Source organism: Paracraurococcus lichenis, assembly GCF_030657435.1.
In the GTDB taxonomy this organism is placed as follows: Bacteria; Pseudomonadota; Alphaproteobacteria; order Acetobacterales; family Acetobacteraceae; genus Paracraurococcus; species Paracraurococcus lichenis.
The window spans coordinates 1-21,895 of the sequence record NZ_JAUTWS010000050.1; the positions used below are offsets into that span (position 1 = coordinate 1).

A 21,895-nucleotide genomic window follows, 5' to 3' on the forward strand; every position below is an offset into this window, starting at 1 on the left:
TGCAGATAAAGGCTTGCTGCCGGCGCAGCACATCGTCGACACCGGCTATCTCAGTGCCGAGCAGCGGGTGCAGGCGCAACACGACTTCGGCCTCGACCTGGTTGGCCCAGCCCGGATCGACAGCAGCTGGCAGGCGAAAGCGGGCAAAGGCTTTGCAATGGATGCCTTCACCATCGACTGGGACGCCCAGCATGTCACCTGTCCCATGGGTGTGCACAGCTCCAGCTGGTCGCCAGCGACTGATGGCGGGACGCCTGTGGTCAAGGTGAAGTTCTCCGCAACCGACTGCCAGGCCTGCCCGCATCGGAGCGACTGCGTTGGTCCGACCGCGACGCGGCGGATCATGACCTTCAAGACGGTAATTGCTCACCTCTCTCCGGCGGCTCGAATGCATTAGGGCGCCGGCTGCGTGGGGAGCCATGGCGAGATTTCGATTGCACGAGGGGCCGGAACATGGGTCAACCGGCCTGTGGCCCTGTCCGTCGACCCTGCCGTGCTGTCGTCCTCGGAGAAGGACGACTTGATTGCAACGCTGTTGGCGCAGGTCGACGCGTTGGTGGCCCGAGTTGCCGCACTCGAGGCGGAGAATGCGGCCTTGCGGGAGAAGCTGCAGGCACCGCCAAAGACGCCGACCAACTCTGGCACGCCGCCCTCGCAGGAGCGCAAGGCGAATGGCGACGGCAAGCCCAGCCCCAAGACCAGGGTGCACGCCGGCGCGCATCGGCCGCTGCATCCCAATCCGACGCGTTGCGAAGCGATCCGGATGGAGCACTGCCCGCATTGCCGCGCCGGCCTAGGGGAGGTGGAGCAGGTGGCAGTGCAGACCTACGATCGTGTCGAGATCCCCGAGATTGCCCCGGATGTGACGCGGGTGGTCCTGCACGGCGGTGTCTGCCCCTGCTGCGCCGGGCGCTTCAAGGCGGCCGCGCCGGCCGGGTTGGAGCCGGGCTCGCCGTTCGGCCCCAACCTGCGCGCCTTCGTGCTCTACCTGCGCTTTGGCCAGGCCATGCCGTTCGAGCGCCTGGCGCGGCTGTTGCGTGACCTGTTCGGGCTGGAGATCAGCGAGGGGGCGCTGGCCAATATGCTGCAGGACAGCGCGCCAGCCTTCGCGGCGCAGACCGGCCTGATCAAGCAGCGGCTGTTGGCCAGCACGGTGCTGGCCTCCGACGAGACCAGCGTTCGGGTGGGCAAGAAGACCTTCTGGACCTGGGTGTTCCACCACGCCGACAGCGCCTGCTTCCTGATCCGCCCCTCACGCGGCAAGGCGGTGGTGCGCGAGTTCCTCGGCGAGGCGCGCCCGGCAGTCTGGATCTCCGACCGCCTCGGTGCCCAGAGAGGCTGGGCCAGCCGGGAGCATCAGGTCTGCCTTGCCCATCTGCTGCGCGACGTTCAGTACGCGATCGACGCCGGCGATGCCGCCTTCGCCCCTGGCATGAAGCATCTGCTGCAACGCGCCGTGCGCATCGCGCATCGCCGCCCGCGGCTCGCCGATGCCACCCTGGCCGCCTACCATGGCCGGCTGCAACGCGCGCTGGATGAGCTGCTCAAGACCGTGCCGGGCAACAAGCCAGGGCTGAAACTCCAGCGCATCATCAAGCGCTTCCGGCAGAACCTGTTCGTCTTCCTCATGGACCGCGCGGTGTCTCCCACCAACAACGGCTCCGAACAGGCGCTGCGGCCCTGTGTGATCTTCCGCAAGGTCACCAACGGCTTCCGGTCGATCTGGGGTGCTGACCTCTACGCCGATGTCCGCTCTGTGCTCGAGACCGCTCGACGACGTGGTCTTGGCATTATCCAGGCTCTCCGCCTTACCCTCAAGGGAAAGCCCTTGCCGACGGCGGCATGACCCGGCTTGCCCGCCACTACCCCATCACGCACAGGATAGGCGCGTGATGGCAGGAGGCGCTGATGGCCAAGACCGCCCAGTCGACGAGCGGTGTCAATCGGAAGGTGGTCAGCCTGAAGGTGACGCTGCGCGACACCAAACCACCCATTTGGCGCCGGCTCCTGGTTCCCGGTGCGACGACGCTCGGCGACTTGCATCGCGCCATCCAGGCCGCCATGGGATGGGATGACTGCCATCTCCACACGTTTGACATCGAGGGCCGGCAGTACGGCGACCGGCGCACCGTCGACGATGTCGCCGACGAGAACCGCGTCACCCTGAACGGCCTGACAACGTCAGGCGTCACCCGCTTCGCCTACACCTACGACTTCGGCGACAACTGGCAACATGCCATCGTCATCGAGAAGAGCCCGCCCGCTGTTGAGGCTCTGTCCCGTCCGGTCTGCACCGCCGGGAAGCGCAGAGGTCCGCCCGAGGATTGTGGCGGCCCCTGGGGCTATCGAGAGCTGCTCGACATCCTCGCCGATCCTGCTCATCCAGAGCACGCCGAACGCTTTGAGTGGCTGGGCGATGACTTTGATCCCGAGGACTTCAGCCCGGCCATCGCCGACGCAATCCTGGCAGCCCGCTTCGGTCACGCCTGATCACCGCGCCAGCCCAACGCACATCCTTCTGGTTAGCCTACGGACATCAAGGGCCTGAGCAATTACGAGGCAAGTGACCCACTAGTTCTGGACGTGCTGAACCAAAGGCGTGAACTGCCAAGGCAAGCTACCGGCACTCACAAATCAAGACCGGACCGGCTTTGCTGTGCCTTGGCGCACATCGCCGCGGTCTAGCGGTCGTCTGGCAGACCTATTCTGTTGAGCGCTCCATTGTTCGGGTCCTAGCGTCCCGACTTGCCAACGCAACGTCAAGGAGGCGTCCGTGGCAATTTCAGGCAAACACATTGCGATTGCGGCCACCGCTGCGGCGGTGGCCGGGCTCGGCGTCGCGGCAGCTTGGCCGCCTCTCGGCTTGGCGCAGCCAAGCGAGGGAGAGGTTCGCGTCACCGGAATTCTGGCCTTGGCATCCCCGAACACCCAGGATGGGGACGTGCCCCTCCCGGACAGGCAGGTAACCCTCCGCCTCGGTGGACAGGATCTGGGAAGCGATACCACCCGGCTGGACGGCCGCTTCCACCTGGTGGCGCCGAGACCCGGTGCCTACCAGATCTGCTGGACGGTCGGGGCGTCCAAAGGGTGCGGCGAGCGGTTCAACGCGCTGCCCCCGGCGATTTCCGCGAGGATCGTTCGCGTCCGGTTGGAGCGGCCATTCGTCCACGGGAAGGTCCTCAACGAGGACAGTCGCCCCTGCTGGCTCGCCGACGACTTCTTCGGCATTGACGCGTCGACCGTGGTGGAGGGGGGAGGCGCGAGGACACGGCCGAACACCCAGGGCCATTATGTCCTCGTCGGGCCAGCCCCCGGCACCTTCGCCGTGACCGCACGCTGCGAAGGCGCGGTCGTCGCCCGCCGCGTCACCCTCGGGACGGGGCCGACCGTGCAGGACATCCCACTGGGCGGGCGGTCCCCCCGGTTCGCTGGCCTGGCCGCGCGGGTCTCGGGCCGTGGCGTCGTCCGCGCTGACCCGGGCGCGACACTCGATCTCGCCGCGACCTTGGGGCCGTCGTCCGCGTCGTCGGCACCCATCCTGTGGCGCCTGCCAGGGCCGGAGAACGGGACGCTGTCCGGCGGCAACGGCCCGACGCAGACCTGGACGCTGCCAGCCGCCCGCGGCCTGCGCACCGCGTACGCCCTGGCGCGGGACGGCCAGGGCAACTTCGGCTACAAGCGGTTCGAGATCCGCGTTGGTCCGGCCGAGGTCACTCTCTCCGGACGGGTCGTCGAGGAGGAGTCCGGGACCCCCATTCCCGGTGCGGCGGTGACGCTCGGGTCCGGCGGGGCGGCGCGGTCCGACGCGAACGGGTGGTTCTCCTTCACCACCGCCGAACGGTCCGACGACCGCTACGTCGTCAACATCACCCATCCGGGCCACGCCCTGCTGTCACGCATCGCGGCCGGGTCCGCCGTCGGCGCCACCTACGAGATGATCCGTGCCCAGGTCAGCCGGTCTCCCGCCGACCAACCCATCGCGGTCACCGACCGCGAGAGTGCCGGGCCCTGCGGCCCCGCCGGGGCGGACAACCGTCCGCCGCCGCGTCTGTCGTCACCGAAGGTGCTCCGCGACGATCCGCCGACCCCCGAGCAGGCGCGCGCCGACGCCATCCTGGTGCGCCGCCTGCTGGAGCCCAGGCCATGCGACCGGCGCGGCGCGGAGATCCGCCTCCCCGCCAACGCGCTCCTCGACCAGGCAGGCAACCCGGCGCGCGGAACGGTACGGACGGCGCTGACTACGTTTAACCCGGAGCGCCGCGCCATCCCGGGCGACTACCGCGCGACGGACACAGCGGGCAGGCCGACCGAACTCGAGAGCTTCGGCGCCATCCACGTCGACCTGCTCGACGACGCCACGGGGCAGCCGCTCCGGATCCGGCCCGGCGCCGTCGCCGACGTGCGGATCCCCGTGCCGCCGTCGAAGACCACGCCTCCCGCAAGCATCCCCATGTGGTCCTACGACGAGGCGACCGGCTTTTGGAAGGAGGAAGGGACCGCGAGGCTCCAGACCACGTCGCAGGGTTCCTTCTACGCCGGGCAGACCTCGCACTTCTCGTCGCTCAACATGGACGTCGCGGGTAACGACCCGGCGCACGCCACCTGTGTTCGCTTCGAACTCGACCCGCGCCTCAACGCCTGGAGCGACTTGGTCGTCAGGGCCTACGTGTCCTACGGCGGCAGCAGCGTCCAGGTGAAGGAGACGCCGATCGACAGCGCCCGCTACCACGCGATCTACCGCATTCCCTTTGCGACCGGTACGCCCAACACCCTTCGCCTCGAACTGCGCGGGAAGGCGGACGGCCACGAGGTGATCCTGCTGAGCAATGTCATCGACACCGACGCCCGGCCGAAGATGACCGGCATGAATCTGTGGCCCCCCCTACCCTTACGACGAGTGCGGCGCGGCGGTCACGCTGACCCCACCCGAGGGCGCGGTGCCCAACTGGGGCGATCTCGACGCCGCCGCTCGGCCGGTGTTCCTCACCGGGCCGAGCGGCGCCTTTAACCCGACCCCGCCGCCGCCCCCGGCCACCCACGGGTCGCTCTACTACGCCGCCGTGGATCCCGGCGGCACGAAAAAGACGCTCGGCAACTGGTGGCAGGCCAACGGCTTCGATCCCGCGACCGGCGGCGCCAACGGCAACCCGAGCTTCGTCAGCCAGGCCTACCTCAACCACAACGACCTCGGCTTCGGCCGGAACATGAACTGCCTGAAGAACGGGTCGAACCTTGCATGCTACGTCACCAACTACGGGCTGCCCGACAACAACCTGAACAATGCCGACCTGGCCGTCGCGGCGGCGGAGCAGGACCGCAGGGCAACGGTCGCCATGGAGTTCGACAGCGCCGGGACGGTGGCGCCGGGCGTGGACGAGCGCGTGCAGTTCTACGTCTACGCCGGCGGCGTCGCGGCGTCGCCGAGGCTCGAATTCGCCGACCTCGACGGGTTCGGCCCGAAGCCGGTGCCCTATCTCTGCATGGTGTGCCACGGCGGCAAGCCGATGCTCTCGTCCTCGGGCAAGGCCAACCAGTCCCGCTTCCGGGAGTTCGACCTCCCATCCTTCCGCTACTCAGGCGGCCGGCAGTGGGACTACAACCAGAGCCCGCCTGTGCTGAACACCACGGAGTTCGCCAACTTCGCCAAACTGAATAAGTTGGTCCGCGACATCCATCCAACGTTTCCGATCGGCGACCTGATCGATCGCTGGTACGCCACGGTAGGCAGCAACGTGCCCGCCGAGCCGACGCCTCCCCCTGGTTGGAGCACGTCGCCAGACGGGTACCACATCGTTTACGGGCAGTCGTGCCGGACCTGCCACATCGCCCGCGACGAGGGGGCCGGCTCCTCCGCGCCCTTCGTTTTCGGATCGCTCAGCGGCGGCTTCCCCTTCACCAGCACATCCTACGCCGTCTGCGGCAGTGGCCCTCAGAAGCGACGCATTATGCCGAATGCCGTGGTCACCTACTCCAACTTCTGGAAAGACACTCCGCGCGTCACCGCATACGAGCAGCTCGTCGGGGTTCCCCTTGGGACCTGCAAGGATTGAAAGAACCCGCCCGGGCCTTCCGGCCCGGGCGGCACCTGGCGGGCGGCGGACCCGACGTCGTCCCGCCGGCAACGGCGCCTTCCCTGGCGCCGAGGGTCACCGGTTCAAGCGCCGGATGCCGCCACGGCAGGATGGGGCCGGTTGATGTCGGCGTTCCTCAAAGCGTAGAAGCTCCGCTTACGAACGCCGCTGATTCATAAATCGTAGAAACAGAGTATCCATTCGGCCAAGGCCGCGGGTGCTGAGGTCGGGGGACGGGCGGCGTTGGTCGCTACCGATTGGGGCTGAGCTCCTCGGGCGCGCCGATTCTGGGAGGGCGGCGGTCAGCTTGCTGGTTTTCGCCGGGTGGCTGGCTTGCGTGGTTCTGTCAGGCTCCGCGCCAATCGGCCCGTTTGGCCGGCCGGGGTCGGGCTGGTAGGCTCCGGCTCTGGGCTCGATGGGGTGGATGGACGGGAATGGACTGTGTGGCCTGCAGTTCGTCCGAGGTGACCGAGCGGCCGGAGCGCACCGCCCAGGGCTACCGCCGGTTCCGCTGCCGGACCTGCAGCAAGCAGTACAATGAGCGCTCCGGGACCGTGCTGAACCACACTCAGTACCCGTCGGACGTCATCGCCCTGGTGGTGCTGTGGCGGCTGCGCTACCGCCTGACCCTGCGCGACCTGGCCGAGATGTTCCTCATCCGCGGCATCGTCTTCAGCTACGAAGCCGTCCGCGATTGGGAGGCGAAGCTCGCGCCACTCCTCGCCGACGAACTTCGGCAGCGCCGGCGCGGTAAGGGCGGTGCCCGCGGCCGTCGTTGGCACGTGGACGAGACCTATTTGAAGGTTGGCGGGCGCTGGGCCTATCTGTATCGGGCCATCGACCGCGACGGCAATCTGGTCGACACCATGCTCAGCGAGCACCGCGACATGACGGCGGCTCAGGCCTTCTTTCGTTCGGCCAAGTCGGTCACAGGCGTGGTGCCTGATCAGGTCACCACCGACGGGCATGGCTCCTACCCACGGGAAATCCGCAGCACGCTCGGCCGCGATGTCGAGCACCGGACCAGCGCCTACAAGAACAACAGACTGGAGCAGGACCACCGGGGCGTTAAAGGGCGCACGCGATGTATGCGGGGGTTCAAGAGCTTCACGTCAGCGGAGCTGTTCTGTCGAAGCTACGATGAGCTCCGCAACTTTCTCCGCCCCTGCACGCGCCACAACCAATACGTCTCTGCCCGCCGTCGTCGCCTACTTCACCTCCGTCGCGCCACCAGTGTGCTCGCCATTCTCGAGGCGGCGTAAGCTGACCTTGGCTTTCGCCTCATGTCGTCGTGTCTGGCACGAGTTCTGACAGAACCGCTCGCGGAGCTGCGCGTGGCTGCGGGTGGCTGCGCTCCTCTCATCGCCGCCGCTGCGCGCCGTGGCCGCGGGGCCGCCAGGTCGGAGCGGGAAAGCAGGCTCGCCAGTCGAACTGGAAAGCAGGGTTTGGCTGGCGACTGCGACGACGCTGTCGCGCTCGGGATTGAGGGTGACGGCGCCGATCGGCGTCCAGTTGCGGGTCGGCCCGCTCCAGCGCCGTGGATTGGCCTCGCGTGCCTGCTGGTACAAGGCGTGACGGGCGGCCAGGATGGGGCGGTCTCCGCCGGCGTGGCGCTCGGCCGGGGTGACGTAGCGGATGCCGCTATGGCGGTGTTCGTGGTTGTACCAGCCCACGAAGGCTGCCGCCCACTGCCGCGCCTCGGCGAGATCGGCAAAGCCCGCGGCGGGGAAGTCGGGGCGATACTTGGCGGTGCGGAACAGCGCCTCGGCGTAGGCATTATCGTCGCTGACCCGCGGCCTGGAATGCGACGGCGCAATGCCGAGCCAGTACAGCATGGCCAGCACGGTCGTGCCCTTCACGCTCGGGCCGTTGTCGCCGTGCAGCACCGGACGGCGGGCGCGGGCATGGATGCCCTCGGCCAGCGCGGTGCGCCGGACCAGATGGGCGGCATGCTCGGCCTGGTCGGCGTCGTGCACCTCGAAGCCGACGATCTTGCGGCTCCAGAGGTCGAGGATGAGGTACAGGTAGAACCAGCGGCCTTGCACGCGGGCCGGCAGGAACGTCACATCCCAACACCACACCTGCCCCGGGGCGGTTGCCACATGCGTACTGGGCGGCCCTGCGCTCCGCGGTGGGCGGGCCCGACCGCGGCGGCGCATCTGGCCGTGGTCGCGCAGCACGCGGTGGAAGCTCGCCTCGCTGGCGATGTAGACGCCCTCGTCGGCCAGCGCCGGGACGATGCGGGCCGGCGGCGTGCTGGCGAAGCGCGGCTGGTTGGCGAGCTCGATGATGTGCGCCCGCTTGGCCTCGCTGAGCGCGTGTGCCGGTTGCGGCCGGACGGCCTCGGGCCGGCCGTCCGCCCGGACCTGGCCATCGTCCTCGCGCCAGCGCTGGAAGGTCCGTACGTCGATGCCGGCCAGGCTGCAGGCCGGGGCAAGCCGAGCGCCGGCAGCGCAGGCCTCGGTGATCTCGGCCATCAGGGTCTGGCGGTCTTCCAGGCGGGTCATTCGTCCTCGCCGTCGCGGAAGACCGCCCCGAGCTTTTTTGCCAGCACCAGCAAGGCGGCCGTCTCGGCCAGCGCCTTGTCCTTGCGATGCAGCTCGCGCTCGAGCTCCTTGACCCGGCGCCGGTCCTGCCGGGCCTCGACGGCGCTCGCCGCCCGCGGCTCGCCCAGGCCGGCGATGGCGTCGTGCTTCCAGGCCTCGAGCTCAGCGGAGTAGAGGCCCTGCTCGCGGCACCAAGCGCTGCGGGCGGCCTCGTCCATCGCCGCCGTGGTGATCACCGCCTCCAGCCGTGCCGCCGGCGTCCAGCGCTGGCTATTGGCCAGCCCACCCGGGGCTGCCAGCGCCTGCGCCCGCCAGCGCTCGAGTGTGGCGACGCTCACACCTGTCTTGCGGGAGACTACGTCGATGGCCGCGCTCTCCGGCGGTAGCAGCCGCGCGACAATGCGGTCCCTGGATGCTTGTCTGTACCGAGCCATTCTCAAACACCCGCGCCCCCTCGTTCCGCGGTCCTAAACGCGCGACAACTGCCCTGACACAGGGGGAGCCTCACCGGGCCGCCCCGCCCTGGGCGCCCCTGCAGGCTCTCGCCGCCGGATTTGCACGGATTTCGACCGCCGCTCACAACCTGTGGCAGCGAGGACTCACCCCCGCTACCGCACAGCGTTGAACAGCCCTGCGCCCCTCTTGTAGCGATATCGCCAACGAGGATGTCCGTTCGTCAGCGCAGGCAGCACTTCTTGAACTTCTTCCCGCTGCCGCAAGGGCACGGATCGTTGCGTCCGATTCCTTTCAGCGGGTTGGTCATGGGCTGTCGGATCTCGAGATCCAGGAGGGGCTGCCTCTCTTTGTCCGCCTCGGAGAAGGCATACCATTGCTCCAGCTCGCCGATGGCGTCCTCGAACGGACCGATGCGGTCGTGCGCGAAACCTGCCATCCGCTCGGGGTCGTCCAGCGTGCGGCGCAGATCCTGCCGGAAGTGGGTGACGCGCATGACATCGCTCGGGACAAATCCACGACGGATCAGGCTTTCGGCCTCGTCTGCGTATTCCTCGTACCCGAGCAGCGAGACGGCCAGGACCCAGCCGACCCAGATGTAGTGCGGCGCCTGCGGCTGCATCTCGGTCAGCAGGTACGACAGGTAGGACCGCATCTCCCGATCCGGCACCCTACCGATCCGAGTAAGATAAGCCATCGCCAGCAGGGCGGCCTCTCTGACGTAATCGTCGGCCGCGGTGCATTCGATAACGGACTTCAGCGCCGCCGCATCGCCGTCGAAGGTGCTGATGATGATCCCACGCAGGGTGGTCGTGATGCCATCCCCGAGGACCAGATCGGCGGCCTCCACATCCTGCAAGAACCGGCACAGGCCGGGGAAGGCGCGCGCCTCGGCCTTCTCGCCCAGGAGGTGCAGAACGAAGAATAGAGCCTTCGCCGTCCGCTCGGAGCGGTCGGTCCGACTCGCATACTGCTCGAGGAGCTCGACGAAGCGAGGGCCGGCAGCGTCCCAGTTGTCCAGCGACCAGCGCATCGCAGTCCGCGGCAGCTTGCGCCCGGCGGCGGCGAAATCGCGGATTACGTCTTCGACTGTTACTGTCATAGGTACCCGAAGCGAGTGACGGTTTCTCTCTAGCCGTTGCGACACAAGCCGCAACCCGGAGGTGACTCAGCAAGGCCGCCGCGGTCAAGCTCGCGAGGGAAATCCCGGCATAGACTCACTGGCACGCGCACAACCTGTGCGCAATCTCATTGCGTTATAGCCCGGACTTGCTTTGCAAACCGTCAGACGGTCCCTTCGGATTGAGAAAGGGGCGGCTCACACCCTGATCCGCTCGACCTCGTCGAGGCTGATCTCGTCGCGCCTTCTGTCGTAGAGCTGGGTGGTGCGGGTGCTGGCGTGGTTAGCCATAGCGGCGGCGTTCTCCAGCGTGCCGCCGTTACTCAGGTAAGCGGTAATGCCGGTCGCCCGGAAGGTGTGGTTGCCGATCCTCGTGGCGATGCCGGCCGCCTCGGCGCGGCGCCGGACCATGGTGTAGGCATTGGCCTGCGGCAGGGGCGTGCGGGTCAGCCGCCCGGTGCCGCGGCCGATAGTCCGGAACAGTGGCCCCTTGGCGTCGCCGGCGATGCCCGTGCCCTCCAGGTATGCATGGAGGTATGCCTCGAGTGTGTGGTGGCAGGGCATCTCGTGTCGCTTGCCGCCCTTCTCCTGCAGCCGCACCCAGAGCCGGCGGTTCTGCGTGTAGACATCCTCGACCCGCATGACGAGGGCGGCGCCGATCCGGGCGAAGGAGTAGATCATCAGGCCGATCAGCGCCCTGTCCCGCAGTCCGGCCGACGTGGAGGTGTCGATGCAGTCGAGCAGCTGCCGGGCCTCGGCGGCGTCCAGCACCGGCGTCTTGCCCTTTTGTACGCTGTGCCGCGGCCCGCGCACTGCGGCCGCCGGGTTGGTCGGGATGACCTGGCCTGTGACCAGCCAGTCGAAGAGATGTCGCAGTGCCGCCAAGCGCTGCTTCACCGTCGGCGCTGAGTGGCTCTGGGTCTGCAGTTCGATCCAGGCGGCGACATGCAGCGGCTGCACGGCGTTGAGCGAGGCGACACCAGCCTCGGCCTCGCACCAGGCGAGGAAGGCCGTCATGGCTTGGCGGTAGGCGCGCCGTGTGTTCGGGTTGTGGATGCCGGCAGCGAAGAACTCGAGGAAGCGCAGGCCAGCGCGCTCGCCGGCCGCGGCAACGATGGCGGGCAGGATAGGGGAGGGGCGACCGGGGAGGATCAGATCATGGGCCATGACTGTCGCCCCGCTACGGGGTGACCGTCAGCAGCACGACGCCGGCCGTGGTGGCCGCGGCGCGCAGCGGCGCGTCATCCGTCGCCAGCGGCAGGCCGCGGCGGAGCGCCAGGTCGAGGTAGCCCGCGTCGTATGTCGTCAGGCGGTGCGTCCGCGCGAGGTCGAGCACGGTGTCGAGGGCGCGCGATGGCGCCTCATTGTCCAGGATGAGGGGCAGGCGACGCAGCAGGGCGATCGCCTTGACGATGCCTGCACCGTCGATACGGCCGCGCCGCTCAGCCATGGCAAGGCCGTTCGTGCATTCGAGGAACCACAGCGCCGGTACCACGGCGCCGTGCTCCGTCACGTGGTCGAGCAGCGCGTCGGCCACCAACGAAGCCTCATCCTCGAACAGCCACGGGAAGGTGGCCGAAGCGTCGAGCACACAGAGGCTCACCGCACCCGCCTACTGCAGGCCTTCGCGGATGAGCGCCTTGGGGTCGAGGCCGCCGAGAATGCGGCCACGGCGGAACTCGCGGAACTCCGCCGCCAGCCCCCGCCCCGCACCAGTACGGAATGCCCGCAGGTCATCAAGGTCCCGCCGCACGTCGTCCAGGGTCACAAGCTCCCAGGCCGCGTGCGCCTTAAGGAAGCCGTCCACCTCGTCGAGGGTCTCGAAGCCGAGGGTCCGGCGGACCTCGGCCTTTGTCATGCGGCCGGCGCGGAACTCCTCCAGGACCACGGCCTCGAGGACCCGACGCTCGACGCTGGTGCCGGCGGCGGCGAGGTGGTCGGCGAGTTCAGCCGGGATGTGCACGGCCACGGTGCGGGCGTCGTCGGGCATGGCAAGCCTCCAGGGGGACGACCCTACCCGGGCGGGGCGCGCCAGAGCAAGCACACATATAGGATAAAGGCCATTATCATACATATTCGGCCGCGCAGCGCGACGACGTCGGGAACCTTGGCAGTAGTCTGAGCCAGGCTGACCGCACGGCGAGGACGGATCTGCGCCAGTGCAGCACGTCGCGGGGTGAAGGAAACAGCTTCTTGGCGACGCGCCGCCATGTGCAGACGCCCTCGACCGGACTACCGAGGCGTACGGCCAACTTCTCAAGCGTCGGCTCGCGTCCCGTCGCGTGGAGCATATGGCGGAAGGTGGGGAATGTTCTGATATGGAACCAAAAGAGTTTGCTCGGGATCTGCCGTGTGGGTTCGCCGGCCATCGATGCATCGCGGCTGTTCTGACGGAATGGAGGGGTGGTCCAAGCGCGTCAAAGTGCCGAGTGTGCGGTACGTCACGGTTCGAAGGATGGTGGCAGCATGGGCCGGGTTGTCCTTTCGTTGGCACGTAGTCCGTACACGCATTTGCTGCGGGAGCCATCGGCGGTTTGACAAACAGTTCTCATGAGCCGAAGAGGACTGACCCGCGAGCCGTCGCTGACAAGCGTGCGGGATGAGGTACTTTTCCCGCACATGATGCCGCGGTTGGAATGCGACTCTTGCGCGATTGGCGTCGCCGCAGCAGCCAAGAACGGGCATGCTTCATGGGACGGCGCAGAACCGGCGTATCCGCCTGTAACGGGAGGCCTGCGGCTCAACTGCAATCCGGATCCAAGGCTGATCAAGCAGCTGAGATTTGGAGCGAGTGCTTCCTCGCATATATCTCACAGTCAGCGGAGCCGGTGAAAGCAACCGCCATCAGGAACAACGATGTCAGAGTCCAAGCGTGAATACTCCCCCCGCAATGGGCAGGGAACGAATGCGCTCACCAGCGAAAAGCGCCTCATCGTCACGACAGCTCGGCGAGGTGGCGCCTCGGGCAGCAAATCCAGAGTGGTCGAAGTCGTGCATGTCCGACGCAATCGATCGAAGCCTGTCGAGCACGGCACGCCACCGACCCCATGGACGCCCCGGGAGGAGACCTGGCTCAAATCTTTCGAAAAGAAGCCGGCGCCCCCTCCCCTGCCGGCCGATGTGGATCCAGCCCTGTCCAAGCCTGCACAGCCGGTCGTGCATGTGATGCCGATTTGGGAGCCGTCTCCCCAGCCACTCGAACCGCCTGCGGTGACGCCTGCCGAAGAACCGACCAGGCTAACTGCGGCCGAGCAACGCAAGCCACGTACGCCGCGGGCCAAGACGCCACAGGAAGCGGCACGGCACTTCGCTGACCCGTTCGCCGACGGTGAGGATGGCGCGAACTGCCTGCGCTGCGGCTATTTGGTCGAGCCGGCTCGGGAGAAGCGTGGCCTGCTGACCTGCGCCAGTTGCGGCTGAGAGAGAAGCAGGGCTCGTCCCACCGGCCGGCTCAGTTCTGACTCTCGACGAGGCGGTTGCGCAGGGAGACGATCTGCTGCTTGAGCGCCTTGGCAGCGCTGAGGTCTTCACCGAAGACGCGGCGGGCCCATTCGAGATGGTGGGCACGGGCAGTCTCCTGCAGCGCTCGCCCCTTGTCGGTCAGCCGGATCCGGACCTGTCGTTCGTCCTCTGGGCAGCGGCTGCGCTCGATGTAGCCGGCCGCCTGCAGGCGCTTGAGCAGCGGGGTGAGGGTGTTGCTCTCGAGGAAGAGTTTGTCGCCGATGCGGCCAACGGTCTGGTTGTCCTCCGCCCAGAGCACGACCATGACGAGGTACTGTGGGTAGGTGAGGCCGATCTGGTCGAGCATGGGCTTGTTGGCTCGGCCGACGGCCTGGGCTGTCGAGTGGATGGCGAAGCAGAGAAACTCGTCGAGGTCCAGGCGGGGTTCGGTGGGCTTGGGATCGGGCATAGGTGTGTCCTCGGGCCGGGCTGGATGGTGTAACGCAGATTGATCGCGTGCGATCACATCGCTCGCAACTGATCTGCATGGCTGACATGCCATCATGTCTATCGTGCGCGATCTAATCGGGCGGTATGAAGTCTCCAACACCGGGCCGCAGCCCGGCCCAGACGGAGATCAACACCATGTTCCGCAATGCCCTGATCGCTTCCGTGATCGCCCTCGGCACCGCCGGTGCTGCCCAGGCCCAGGACGTCGGCCCCCGGCTGATCGGCGGTGGGGCTGATGGTGGGCCGCGGGTGGAGTATGCCGTGCCGAGCCAGAACGTGGTCGGCGGTGGTGACGCCCGCTTCACGGGTGACCGCAGCAGCCGCAGCCTCGCCTATGCCGGCCAGACTGCGAAGCAGGCGCCCTCTGGCTTGGTTGGGCAGCTGGTCGGCGGTGCCGACGAGCAGAAGCTGGTCTATGTGCCTGCACCCGCTACCGCCGCCACTTACGCCACCCGGCTGACGAGCCACGGCGGCTGACCTGACTTCCTCTCCAACACCTGCTTGCTGCAAAGGGCGCCTATGGGCGCCCTTTCGCCTGTCTGCGAGCTGATACAGCCACTTCGGGAAAGGGTGCCGGAAGCCGCCCACAGTCACAGACGCCTGGGTTGGGGGGGGAATACCGCGAAGCTTGCCGCCGACACGAGCCGTCATCAGGCGAGAATGGGGCGTTGTCGGGTCATTCAGCTCAAGACGGAGGTTTGTGCGTACGGTTGAATTACCTCGCAATCCTCCCGCAGCAGTTATCCGCATGTTTGCCGATCACAGAAGAATGCCGTTGTGGCGGGCCGCCGGTGTTGGGTGAGAGGTGCGCTTACCGCGCCAGTAGCAGTCTGATCACGTCCGTGACGCCGCCCAGCGTGATCTGCACGCCGACGCAGAGCATCAGGAAGGCCGCGAGCCTTGTCACCACCCGCACCCGTGCTTGGCCGAGCAGATCGACCAGCCCGTCGGCTGAGCGGTAGGCCAGCCACACAATGCAGGCGATGGCAAGCGCGGCAGCCGACAGTCCAGCGAAGAACGGCGCGACCTCCGCCCAGCCGCCCGCGGGGCGGTTCGCGCCGAGTGCGATAGCGACCGAGATGGTCCCCGGCCCGGTTGTGAAAGGCATGGTGAGCGGGAAAAATGCCACGTCCTGCTTGCCCTCTACCTGCCCTGCCTGCTCCTGCTTGCGGTCCTCCGTGCGCTCGGGCGCGGACAGCAGGTCCCAGGCGCGGGCGGCGACGACCAGGCCGCCCGCGATCCGAAGCGCGGCGAGACTGACGCCGAAGAAGCCGAGGACGTAGGCCCCGACCCAGAGCGCGCCCAGTACCACCGCGGCCGAGTAGACACCGATCCGGCCGGCCAGCCGCACCCGCTCCGCATGCGAGCGGCCGGCGGTAACCTGGGCAAAGATTAGGGCCGCCCCGATGGGGTTCACGATCGAGAAGAGCGCCGAGAAGGCCAGCAGGAAGCTCTGGAGAGCCGCGGTCAACTCCGGCACTGCGCACCCTCCTTCGGCACCGGGTGCCATGGATCCTCATCCGGCAAGGCCGTACGGTGATGCAGCACACCTGCCGGGGCTCACCGGCTGACTCCTGGCCCGCCACCCCGCTCCGTAGTTTTGCTCGGGAGCACTGGCGCTCCGTGCAACGTCGGCTCCGGAGGTTGGTTGGGCTCATGAGCTGGAAGACGGCCGCACTCTCACCGCTTGGCTGCGGCTGTTGATCTTTCCCGAGCGAACCGGCGAGGACGAGGATCAGGCGGTATGTCGGCCTGGCCGGTCCGGCGACGGACGGGAAGCCTAAACCATGTGTCCCGTCAGCCGTCCCCACGCTCTCTTGCGCTCCACTGCCCACTCGCTCCCGCGCGACCTCGCCGTTCTGGTGGGCACTCCTGTGGACTTGGCGGAACGGAGCCTGCGAGCCGCCCGTCCGCGTACGGGTCCGCGAGACCGCTACACTCCCCATGGCGTCGGCCGCCCAGCCCTCAAGCGGCGGCAACGCACCCAGGCCGGCGGATACACTCGTCCGATAGAACCTCATGCCAAAGGCATGATCCTCCGGCGCGAGGACACGCGCGGGGAGTGAACTGCCCCGGGCTTTCCAGGGCCCCAATCCAACGGAGGTTGTGGCACCCGCCCCGCCGGCTCGACAGGAATGGCAGGGTTTCGCATCCTGGATGCGGAGGAAACAACGATGCCCCAGCCTGTCGTCTCGGCGGCCGATTGGCGTGCCGCCGACCTCGAAGCCTCCGGACGTTGGCTGCGCCGTCCGGATCCCGCCGTCATCGCCGACCTGAAATCCGGCTTTGCCCATTTGAAGGCCAGCGGCAAGCCGATGCTCGAGATCACGCGCGAGGACATGCCCCTCGGCACCTTCGCCGAGGTGCTCACCGATGCAGCGCGCGAACTGGAGCACGGCTGCGGCGTGCGGGTCATCCGCGGCCTGCCGCTGACCGAGTACAGCGTGGAGGATTGCCGGCTGATGGCCTGGGGCATCGGCACGCATCTCGGCGTGGCGCGGCCCCAGGGCAAGGCGAGCCAGCTGCTGTCCGATGTGCGCGACGCTGGCGGCACCTACCGCAGCGGAAGCGGGCGAGGCTACAACACCAACGCCGAGTTGGACTTCCACACCGATGGCAGCGACGTCGTCGGGTTGTTCTGCCTCAAGACGGCGCGCAGCGGCGGCCTGTCCCGCTTGGCGAGCTCGGTCGCCATCCACAATGCGCTGCTGGCCAGGCGGCCGGAGCTGGCCAAGGCGCTGTATGGCCTTTTCCCGCACAGCCGGCAGCAGGAGGAGGCCTCGGACGAGCCGCCCGCCTACATGGCGCCGGTCTACGGCATCGCCGATGGCTACTTCGCGTGCCGCTACATCCGCAACCACATCCGGTCCACCCAGGCCATGGAAGGCCAGCCGCGCTTGAGCGCGCTGCAGCACGCCGCACTGGATGCCATCCAGGACCTGGCGAGCACGGACGAGTTCTGCTTCTCGATGTGGCTGGAGCCGGGCGACCTGCAGCTGCTGAACAACCACGTCGTCATCCACTCCCGCACGCATTACGAAGACTTCGAGGAGCCTGAGCGGAAGCGGCATCTACTGCGGCTCTGGCTGGCGGTGCCGGGCAGTCGGCCGCTGACCGAGAGGTTGCTGGCGGCCTACAAGTCCGTCGCGCCCGGTACGGTGCGCGGTGGCTTCAAGGGCCGCGGGGTAACGCCGGAGATGCAGGCATGGCAGGCGCGGGCGGCCGCATCGCTCGGCATGCGCGACACACCGTACTGACCGGGACCGGACAGGACGCGAAAGAGATGGCCATGACACGACGCGGCACCCTGGTTACCGCCGGGCTGCTGGCGGCATCGCATCCTGTGTCGGCGCAGGCCGCCTGGCCGAGCCGGCCGGTCACCGTTGTGGTGCCCTATGCCCCCGGTGGTGGCACCGACATCTTCGCCCGCGCCCTGGCCGAAGGCATGCGGGAGGCGATCGGCCAGCCGGTGGTAGTGGAGAACCGCGCCGGCGCGAACGGCGTGGTTGGCGGCGAGTACGTCATGCGCTCCGCCCCCGACGGGCACATGCTGATGGTCGCCACCGGTGCGCATGTCATCAATCGCTACTCCATGCCCAGCATTCCCTTCGACCCGGTGCGCGACTTCACACCGGTCTCCATGCTGTCCGGGTTCCCGCTCGTGCTGGCGGCGAACGCCAAGCTGCCCTTCGACGACCTCGCCGGGCTGATCGCCTTGGCGCGGGCGAGGCCGGGCAGCATGACCTTCAGCTCGACCGAGGCGGCGACCAGCTATGCCGGCAACTCCTTCGCCCGTCAGGCCGGCATTCAGCTGATCGAAGTGCCCTACAAGGGTAGCGGGCCGCAGCTGAACGACCTGGTCGCCGGCCACGTGCCGCTCGGCATCACCAGCACCGTCGCGGTGCTGCAGCATGTCGCAGCTGGCACGGTGAAGGTGCTGGCGGTGACCTCGACGAAGCGGTCCGAGCTGCTGCCGCAGGTTCCGACGATGGCCGAGGCTGGGTTGCCGGGCTACGAGTTCAACGGCTGGTACGGCATGTACGCGCCGCCCGCAATGCCGGCCTCCCTGGCGCAAGCCGTATTCAGGGCGGTGCAGGCGTCCCTGGCACGACCGGCGATCAGCCGGCGGCTGTTGGAGTTGGGCGCTGACCTGGCGACCTTGGGACCGGAGCCGTTCGCCAGGTTCCTGGAGCGGGACAACCGGCGCTGGGCCGAGGCAGCGGCAGCTGGGCTGGTGACAACGGCGAACTGAGGGTTCGGTCATCCCGCGGCATGGCGGCGCCCGTGCCTATGCCTGCGCCAGGACCTGAGTGCGATGCGGAGCCGCGGTGCGGTCGCCGATAGCGTCCGGATCAGACGCCTCGCTTGGCGCGCGAGTTTGAGCTGCGCCGCCGGTGCGGCACGCGTCCTTTTTGGAATCTTGCGCGGGCCGGCTTCGTGGTGATGCGGCGCCGCCCGGTGCGGCCACATTGCGAGGGTTTAGGGGTGGCCGCCTACGCTGAGCTGGCGGCGCGGTCCAACTACTCGCTCCTCGACGGGGTCCGAAACCGGCCCCCTCGCGGCAGCATTGCCCGGTGGTACCGCGAACCGTCCTGCGGTTGCTGCGCCGGTCCGCTTCTCGCGTGTTCCCCCGGTAAGCAGGTCGCTTCACCGTGGCGGCAACCGGTCGACATCCTCACGTGCCGTGCAGCAGCTTGGCCAGGGTCAATTCGAAGCGGTAGGGTTCGAGCCGGGAAGCGTCGAGCCGCAACAGCCAGGCGGAGCTACCTTGCGGGTCCGGTCGGTCGTAGCTGAGCAGCAACGGACTGCTGCGGTCGAGCCAGCGGCGGCTCGGGATTAGATAGACCTGCGGCTCCTGCGCGAAGCGAAGCCAGATGAGCGCCACGTAGACGCCCGGCGCCGGATCCATCTGCGCCTTGGGGATGGCAACGTACTTGTTACTCTCCCTCGTCGATCGCACCCAGACGTCGATGGTGCGGCCGGCGGGATGGTACCCACGCAGGAAGTGGATACGCCGCGAGCCCAGGTGGAGGCGCGTGATGCTGAACCCGGCCTCGACGAACCGCTCGGTGATGAAGTCGAGGCTCAATCGGCGGCGAGCGGACGCAGTGTGCAGAAGCAGGTCAGTTGCCTTCATGCCGACCTTCCTGTCGGCCACCCCGCTCCAGGTCCGAGAGAACGGCCGGCCTCGCTGGCTTGGTGCCGATCGGGCGTCCTGCCACCAGCGACACCGGCCGCAGCGGCACGGGTGGGTGCGAGGGGTGCAGCAGCAGGCCGCGCTCGATCACCTCCACCTTCGCATGCCGGTACACCGCCAGCGCCAGCCGGAGGTTCTCCAGGAAAGTCGGCCGGAAGTTGTCCATGCGCGTACAGCCGGCGCCGAACTGCGCCTTCAGCGCCGCCCAGGGCACGGGTGTGGACTTTGCCAGGGCGTGCAGGCGGTAGGCCAACCAATCATAAAGGTCGAGCGCGACCGAGTTGTTGCTGATGCGCCTGATCGCGGCCTCCTCCACCGGCACCGGGTGACGGCGGAACCAAATGGCCGGTGCGGACGGGGCGCGACCGAACGGACGTATTCCGAAAAATATGAAGTCTGGGTAGACTTGCCACTCGAGGATTCCGCTGTCGGAATCAGCGCCCGCTGATGTAGAAAAATCTACCCCGCGGGAACTTAAATTGACACAACTACCGCCACGCCGGCGCCGCAAGTTTGGAACGTCGGCGCCGACCGAAGTGCCTCCCCCCACGCTGGCGAAACCATCGTTGGGGCCCGATGAGGCAACAGCAAGAGCGATACACCGCTCCTCACGGGGACAGCACGCATTCGCGGCTAATCTCATCCGATTGCGGAAGGCGGCCGGCTTGACCCAGATGGAGCTGGCCGCGAAGTCGGGAGTGTCGCAATCCAACATCAGCGCGTTAGAATTGACAACGTGGGAGCCAAAGCTCTCGACCATTCTGGCCTTGGCTGAAGCGCTGGAAGTTCCGCCTGCGGACCTGCTCATCGGATGGAATGACCGCTAACCCTGCCGCGGCTTAACCCACCGCTTCCGCCCAACACGTCCCCGCGAGGTCAGAAAGTTAGCGGGCTGCCGCTAGCTGCAAGCTGGTAAGCTGCGAAGGCCAGCCAACGTTGGAGGGCTCCCATGGAGCCTCTGCTGATCGCCCTTCCTTGCGTAGTCGCAGCACCAATCACGACGCGCTCGATAGCGGGCGCGGCCAGCACGCCACTGCTGGGTGACCGATTGCTCCTGCCTCGGTGGGGACCGACGCCCTCGTAGTCGGCGTCGTCACAGCACCGACTGGCACCCGAGAATCTGCTGACGCGTCCTCAAGCACAGACGTGGCGGCAGGCATCGTACTTCGCCTGATTCCCGATGGAGAACCGGGAATGAGCAACCTTCCACGTGCGCCCACCACAGCCATTCTTGCGACCGGAACTGGGCCAGAAACCCTGCGATTGCTGGTCAGCAACACGCCATGCCACGGCGTGCATCTGCACGTCATCACAACGGCTCTGGCGGTGTGGCGCTGTAATGCTGTTGTTGACTGCTTTCTCGTCAAGCTTCGCAACGACGCAGGACGCATCGGACTACCGAAGGCGAGCCCATGTTCCTTCGCCGAGCGCGCGGCGCTGCCCCTCTCGACGTCCCAGGAACGCTATGGGCGCACCAATCGGGGCAGCACTCTGCTGTTCGGCGCGGACTCCGCTGGTATGGTCGCGGCTGTCATCGGCGGCGCGGGAACCGAAAGCAATCACTCTAAGCGCACACACCGCCGCGGCATCTACGGCAGCTACGGGCAACCGGGCTACGGCGCACCGATCGTCGGCCGAGGCTTCGATTAGTGAGCGCCGCAGCCCTCACCCTGGCGGCAGCCACCGCTCTGGCCGTTCAGTGCGCACCGGACGTGGCACCGAGCATGCTGACCGCCATTTGGATCCATGAAGGCAGGGGCGTCCTGAACCCCTACGCCATCGGGGTAAACCGTGGCCCGCGACTGCCCAAGCAGCCCACCAGCGCGGCCGAGGCCGTGGCGGTGGCGCGACGGCTGCTGGCGGACGGCCGCGACTTCGACGCCGGTCTCGGGCAGATCAACGTACGCAACTGGCGCTGGCTCGGGCTTGACGCCGAGACGGTGTTCGACCCCTGCCGCAACGTCGCGGCCTCCGCGGCCGTGCTGACCGCCTTCAGTCTGTACAACACCGGCACGCCCGGCCGTGGCTTCGCCAATGGCTATGTGCAAGGCGTGGTGGCCGCAGGCCGCGCCAACGCCGCCGCCCCTTCCGCTGCCGCAGCACTTCCCGCGCCGGAACAGCCCCCACCAGCCGAGCCGTCCGCCTGCGCGCCGAGCTTCGACTCCTGGGCGCTCGCCCTCTGCAGGGAGCGACAGGCCCGTGCCCGCCACCAGCAGGCGCCGGCACAACCCCCGCCCCTCCGCGCAGAGAAGGAGGAGTATCCATGAGCCTCCGCACACCCACAGCCGCCACCGCCCTCGCCTGCGCGGTGGTGGCCGGCGCTGCCCTGATGCCGCACGTCGTCCTCGCGCAGGCCGATATCAGCGCTGGCGTCACCGCAGGCTACAACTGGGCCCTGCTCGTGGTTCGCGCCGTCGCCGCCATCATGGTCATGGGCGCTTTCGTCATGTTCGCCGTTGGCCGCTTCGCTTGGTGGTCCGGCGCCATCATGCTGGTCGGCATCCTCGGCGCGGCCAAGAGCTCGGCTATCGCCCAGGCCATCTTCGGCTCCTGACCG

General features: G+C 67.8%; 22 protein-coding genes and 1 pseudogene. 14 read left to right on the forward strand and 9 right to left on the reverse strand.

Annotated features, from left to right (window positions below):
- From Q7A36_RS29555 to Q7A36_RS29580, 6 genes are all read left to right on the forward strand, one after another.
- The coding region (locus Q7A36_RS29555) for a transposase (RefSeq protein WP_305107379.1) at positions 1 to 397 on the forward strand (397 nt) is incomplete at its 5' end.
- 72 nt (positions 398 to 469) lie between these two features.
- Positions 470 to 1,846 (forward strand): IS66 family transposase, encoded by a 1,377-nt coding sequence (tnpC, locus tag Q7A36_RS29560; RefSeq protein WP_305107380.1) that lies wholly within the window; start codon positions 470 to 472, stop codon positions 1,844 to 1,846.
- A gap of 62 nt (positions 1,847 to 1,908) precedes the next feature.
- Positions 1,909 to 2,490, forward strand: coding sequence for a plasmid pRiA4b ORF-3 family protein (locus Q7A36_RS29565; protein WP_305107381.1), 582 nt, complete (start codon positions 1,909 to 1,911; stop codon positions 2,488 to 2,490).
- Between the two features lie 283 nt (positions 2,491 to 2,773).
- Positions 2,774 to 5,008: a carboxypeptidase regulatory-like domain-containing protein gene (locus Q7A36_RS29570; RefSeq protein ID WP_305107382.1), complete on the forward strand. Its 2,235-nt coding sequence runs from the start codon at positions 2,774 to 2,776 to the stop codon at positions 5,006 to 5,008.
- On the forward strand, positions 4,938 to 6,050 hold the full coding sequence (locus Q7A36_RS29575; protein ID WP_305107383.1) for a hypothetical protein: 1,113 nt from the start codon (positions 4,938 to 4,940) through the stop codon (positions 6,048 to 6,050). The genes Q7A36_RS29570 and Q7A36_RS29575 overlap by 71 nt, the downstream gene beginning before the upstream one ends.
- 455 nt (positions 6,051 to 6,505) lie before the next feature.
- Positions 6,506 to 7,333, forward strand: a complete 828-nt coding sequence (locus Q7A36_RS29580) for an IS6 family transposase (RefSeq protein ID WP_305107384.1) — start codon at positions 6,506 to 6,508, stop codon at positions 7,331 to 7,333.
- A 198-nt stretch (positions 7,334 to 7,531) separates the two neighbouring features.
- Here the strand turns inward: Q7A36_RS29580 and Q7A36_RS29585 are convergent.
- The 5 genes and pseudogenes from Q7A36_RS29585 to Q7A36_RS29605 form a co-directional block, all read right to left on the reverse strand.
- Positions 7,532 to 9,051: pseudogene (locus tag Q7A36_RS29585) on the reverse strand (IS3 family transposase); the annotation flags it as partial.
- 242 nt (positions 9,052 to 9,293) lie between these two features.
- The gene (locus tag Q7A36_RS29590; protein WP_305107385.1) at positions 9,294 to 10,172 is read right to left on the reverse strand and encodes a DUF1186 domain-containing protein; all 879 of its coding nucleotides are present in this window, start codon (positions 10,170 to 10,172) and stop codon (positions 9,294 to 9,296) included.
- 216 nt (positions 10,173 to 10,388) lie between these two features.
- Positions 10,389 to 11,357: a tyrosine-type recombinase/integrase gene (locus Q7A36_RS29595; protein ID WP_305107386.1), complete on the reverse strand. Its 969-nt coding sequence runs from the start codon at positions 11,355 to 11,357 to the stop codon at positions 10,389 to 10,391.
- A 13-nt stretch (positions 11,358 to 11,370) separates the two neighbouring features.
- Positions 11,371 to 11,793 carry a type II toxin-antitoxin system VapC family toxin gene (locus Q7A36_RS29600; RefSeq protein ID WP_305107387.1) on the reverse strand — a complete coding sequence of 141 codons (423 nt, stop codon included), beginning with the start codon at positions 11,791 to 11,793 and terminating at the stop codon, positions 11,371 to 11,373.
- A 9-nt stretch (positions 11,794 to 11,802) separates the two neighbouring features.
- Positions 11,803 to 12,180 carry a hypothetical protein gene (locus Q7A36_RS29605; RefSeq protein ID WP_305107388.1) on the reverse strand — a complete coding sequence of 126 codons (378 nt, stop codon included), beginning with the start codon at positions 12,178 to 12,180 and terminating at the stop codon, positions 11,803 to 11,805.
- A gap of 866 nt (positions 12,181 to 13,046) precedes the next feature.
- Here Q7A36_RS29605 and Q7A36_RS29610 point away from each other — a divergent pair.
- Positions 13,047 to 13,610: a hypothetical protein gene (locus tag Q7A36_RS29610; protein ID WP_305107389.1), complete on the forward strand. Its 564-nt coding sequence runs from the start codon at positions 13,047 to 13,049 to the stop codon at positions 13,608 to 13,610.
- Positions 13,611 to 13,641: 31 nt separating this feature from the next.
- Here the strand turns inward: Q7A36_RS29610 and Q7A36_RS29615 are convergent, their stop codons facing one another.
- The gene (locus Q7A36_RS29615; protein ID WP_305107390.1) at positions 13,642 to 14,100 is read right to left on the reverse strand and encodes a MarR family winged helix-turn-helix transcriptional regulator; all 459 of its coding nucleotides are present in this window, start codon (positions 14,098 to 14,100) and stop codon (positions 13,642 to 13,644) included.
- Positions 14,101 to 14,276: 176 nt separating this feature from the next.
- Here Q7A36_RS29615 and Q7A36_RS29620 point away from each other — a divergent pair, with 176 nt between their 5' ends.
- A complete protein-coding gene (locus Q7A36_RS29620; RefSeq protein WP_305107391.1) occupies positions 14,277 to 14,618 on the forward strand; it encodes a hypothetical protein in 342 nt (113 codons plus the stop codon).
- Between the two features lie 334 nt (positions 14,619 to 14,952).
- Here the strand turns inward: Q7A36_RS29620 and Q7A36_RS29625 are convergent, their stop codons facing one another.
- Entirely contained in the window at positions 14,953 to 15,651 is a 699-nt protein-coding gene (locus tag Q7A36_RS29625; protein ID WP_305107392.1) for a MarC family protein, read from the reverse strand.
- A gap of 664 nt (positions 15,652 to 16,315) precedes the next feature.
- Between Q7A36_RS29625 and Q7A36_RS29630 the strand changes: the two genes are divergently transcribed.
- On the forward strand, positions 16,316 to 17,398 hold the full coding sequence (locus Q7A36_RS29630) for a TauD/TfdA family dioxygenase (protein WP_305107393.1): 1,083 nt from the start codon (positions 16,316 to 16,318) through the stop codon (positions 17,396 to 17,398).
- A gap of 32 nt (positions 17,399 to 17,430) precedes the next feature.
- Positions 17,431 to 18,393, forward strand: a complete 963-nt coding sequence (locus Q7A36_RS29635) for a Bug family tripartite tricarboxylate transporter substrate binding protein (protein ID WP_305107394.1) — start codon at positions 17,431 to 17,433, stop codon at positions 18,391 to 18,393.
- A 423-nt stretch (positions 18,394 to 18,816) separates the two neighbouring features.
- On the opposite strand, the gene Q7A36_RS29640 is transcribed toward Q7A36_RS29635, so the two are convergent.
- The gene (locus Q7A36_RS29640) at positions 18,817 to 19,278 is read right to left on the reverse strand and encodes a hypothetical protein (RefSeq protein ID WP_305107395.1); all 462 of its coding nucleotides are present in this window, start codon (positions 19,276 to 19,278) and stop codon (positions 18,817 to 18,819) included.
- Positions 19,265 to 19,660, reverse strand: a complete 396-nt coding sequence (locus tag Q7A36_RS29645) for a replication initiation protein (protein WP_305107396.1) — start codon at positions 19,658 to 19,660, stop codon at positions 19,265 to 19,267. The genes Q7A36_RS29640 and Q7A36_RS29645 overlap by 14 nt, the downstream gene beginning before the upstream one ends.
- A 214-nt stretch (positions 19,661 to 19,874) precedes the next feature.
- On the opposite strand from Q7A36_RS29645, the gene Q7A36_RS29650 reads away from it, so the two are divergent.
- From Q7A36_RS29650 to Q7A36_RS29665, 4 genes are all read left to right on the forward strand, one after another.
- Entirely contained in the window at positions 19,875 to 20,165 is a 291-nt protein-coding gene (locus Q7A36_RS29650) for a helix-turn-helix domain-containing protein (protein WP_305107420.1), read from the forward strand.
- A gap of 367 nt (positions 20,166 to 20,532) precedes the next feature.
- Entirely contained in the window at positions 20,533 to 20,988 is a 456-nt protein-coding gene (locus Q7A36_RS29655) for a hypothetical protein (RefSeq protein ID WP_305107397.1), read from the forward strand.
- A gap of 74 nt (positions 20,989 to 21,062) precedes the next feature.
- Positions 21,063 to 21,605 carry a lysozyme family protein gene (locus Q7A36_RS29660; protein ID WP_370655722.1) on the forward strand — a complete coding sequence of 181 codons (543 nt, stop codon included), beginning with the start codon at positions 21,063 to 21,065 and terminating at the stop codon, positions 21,603 to 21,605.
- Entirely contained in the window at positions 21,602 to 21,892 is a 291-nt protein-coding gene (locus Q7A36_RS29665) for a hypothetical protein (RefSeq protein WP_305107399.1), read from the forward strand. The genes Q7A36_RS29660 and Q7A36_RS29665 overlap by 4 nt, the downstream gene beginning before the upstream one ends.
- Positions 21,893 to 21,895: the final 3 nt, after the last annotated feature.

Coding starts and splice junctions, on each gene's coding strand:
- Q7A36_RS29630 (WP_305107393.1), top strand. CDS start 16,316: ATGCCCCAGCCTGTCGTCTCGGCGGCCGATTGGCGTGCCGCCGACCTC.
- Q7A36_RS29565 (WP_305107381.1), top strand. CDS start 1,909: ATGGCCAAGACCGCCCAGTCGACGAGCGGTGTCAATCGGAAGGTGGTC.
- Q7A36_RS29655 (WP_305107397.1), top strand. CDS start 20,533: ATGAGCAACCTTCCACGTGCGCCCACCACAGCCATTCTTGCGACCGGA.
- Q7A36_RS29615 (WP_305107390.1), bottom strand. CDS start 14,100: ATGCCCGATCCCAAGCCCACCGAACCCCGCCTGGACCTCGACGAGTTT.
- Q7A36_RS29595 (WP_305107386.1), bottom strand. CDS start 11,357: ATGGCCCATGATCTGATCCTCCCCGGTCGCCCCTCCCCTATCCTGCCC.
- Q7A36_RS29660 (WP_370655722.1), top strand. CDS start 21,063: ATGCTGACCGCCATTTGGATCCATGAAGGCAGGGGCGTCCTGAACCCC.
- Q7A36_RS29610 (WP_305107389.1), top strand. CDS start 13,047: ATGTCAGAGTCCAAGCGTGAATACTCCCCCCGCAATGGGCAGGGAACG.
- Q7A36_RS29635 (WP_305107394.1), top strand. CDS start 17,431: ATGACACGACGCGGCACCCTGGTTACCGCCGGGCTGCTGGCGGCATCG.
- Q7A36_RS29605 (WP_305107388.1), bottom strand. CDS start 12,180: ATGCCCGACGACGCCCGCACCGTGGCCGTGCACATCCCGGCTGAACTC.
- Q7A36_RS29580 (WP_305107384.1), top strand. CDS start 6,506: ATGGACTGTGTGGCCTGCAGTTCGTCCGAGGTGACCGAGCGGCCGGAG.
- Q7A36_RS29665 (WP_305107399.1), top strand. CDS start 21,602: ATGAGCCTCCGCACACCCACAGCCGCCACCGCCCTCGCCTGCGCGGTG.
- Q7A36_RS29590 (WP_305107385.1), bottom strand. CDS start 10,172: ATGACAGTAACAGTCGAAGACGTAATCCGCGATTTCGCCGCCGCCGGG.
- Q7A36_RS29640 (WP_305107395.1), bottom strand. CDS start 19,278: ATGAAGGCAACTGACCTGCTTCTGCACACTGCGTCCGCTCGCCGCCGA.
- Q7A36_RS29620 (WP_305107391.1), top strand. CDS start 14,277: ATGTTCCGCAATGCCCTGATCGCTTCCGTGATCGCCCTCGGCACCGCC.
- Q7A36_RS29625 (WP_305107392.1), bottom strand. CDS start 15,651: ATGGCACCCGGTGCCGAAGGAGGGTGCGCAGTGCCGGAGTTGACCGCG.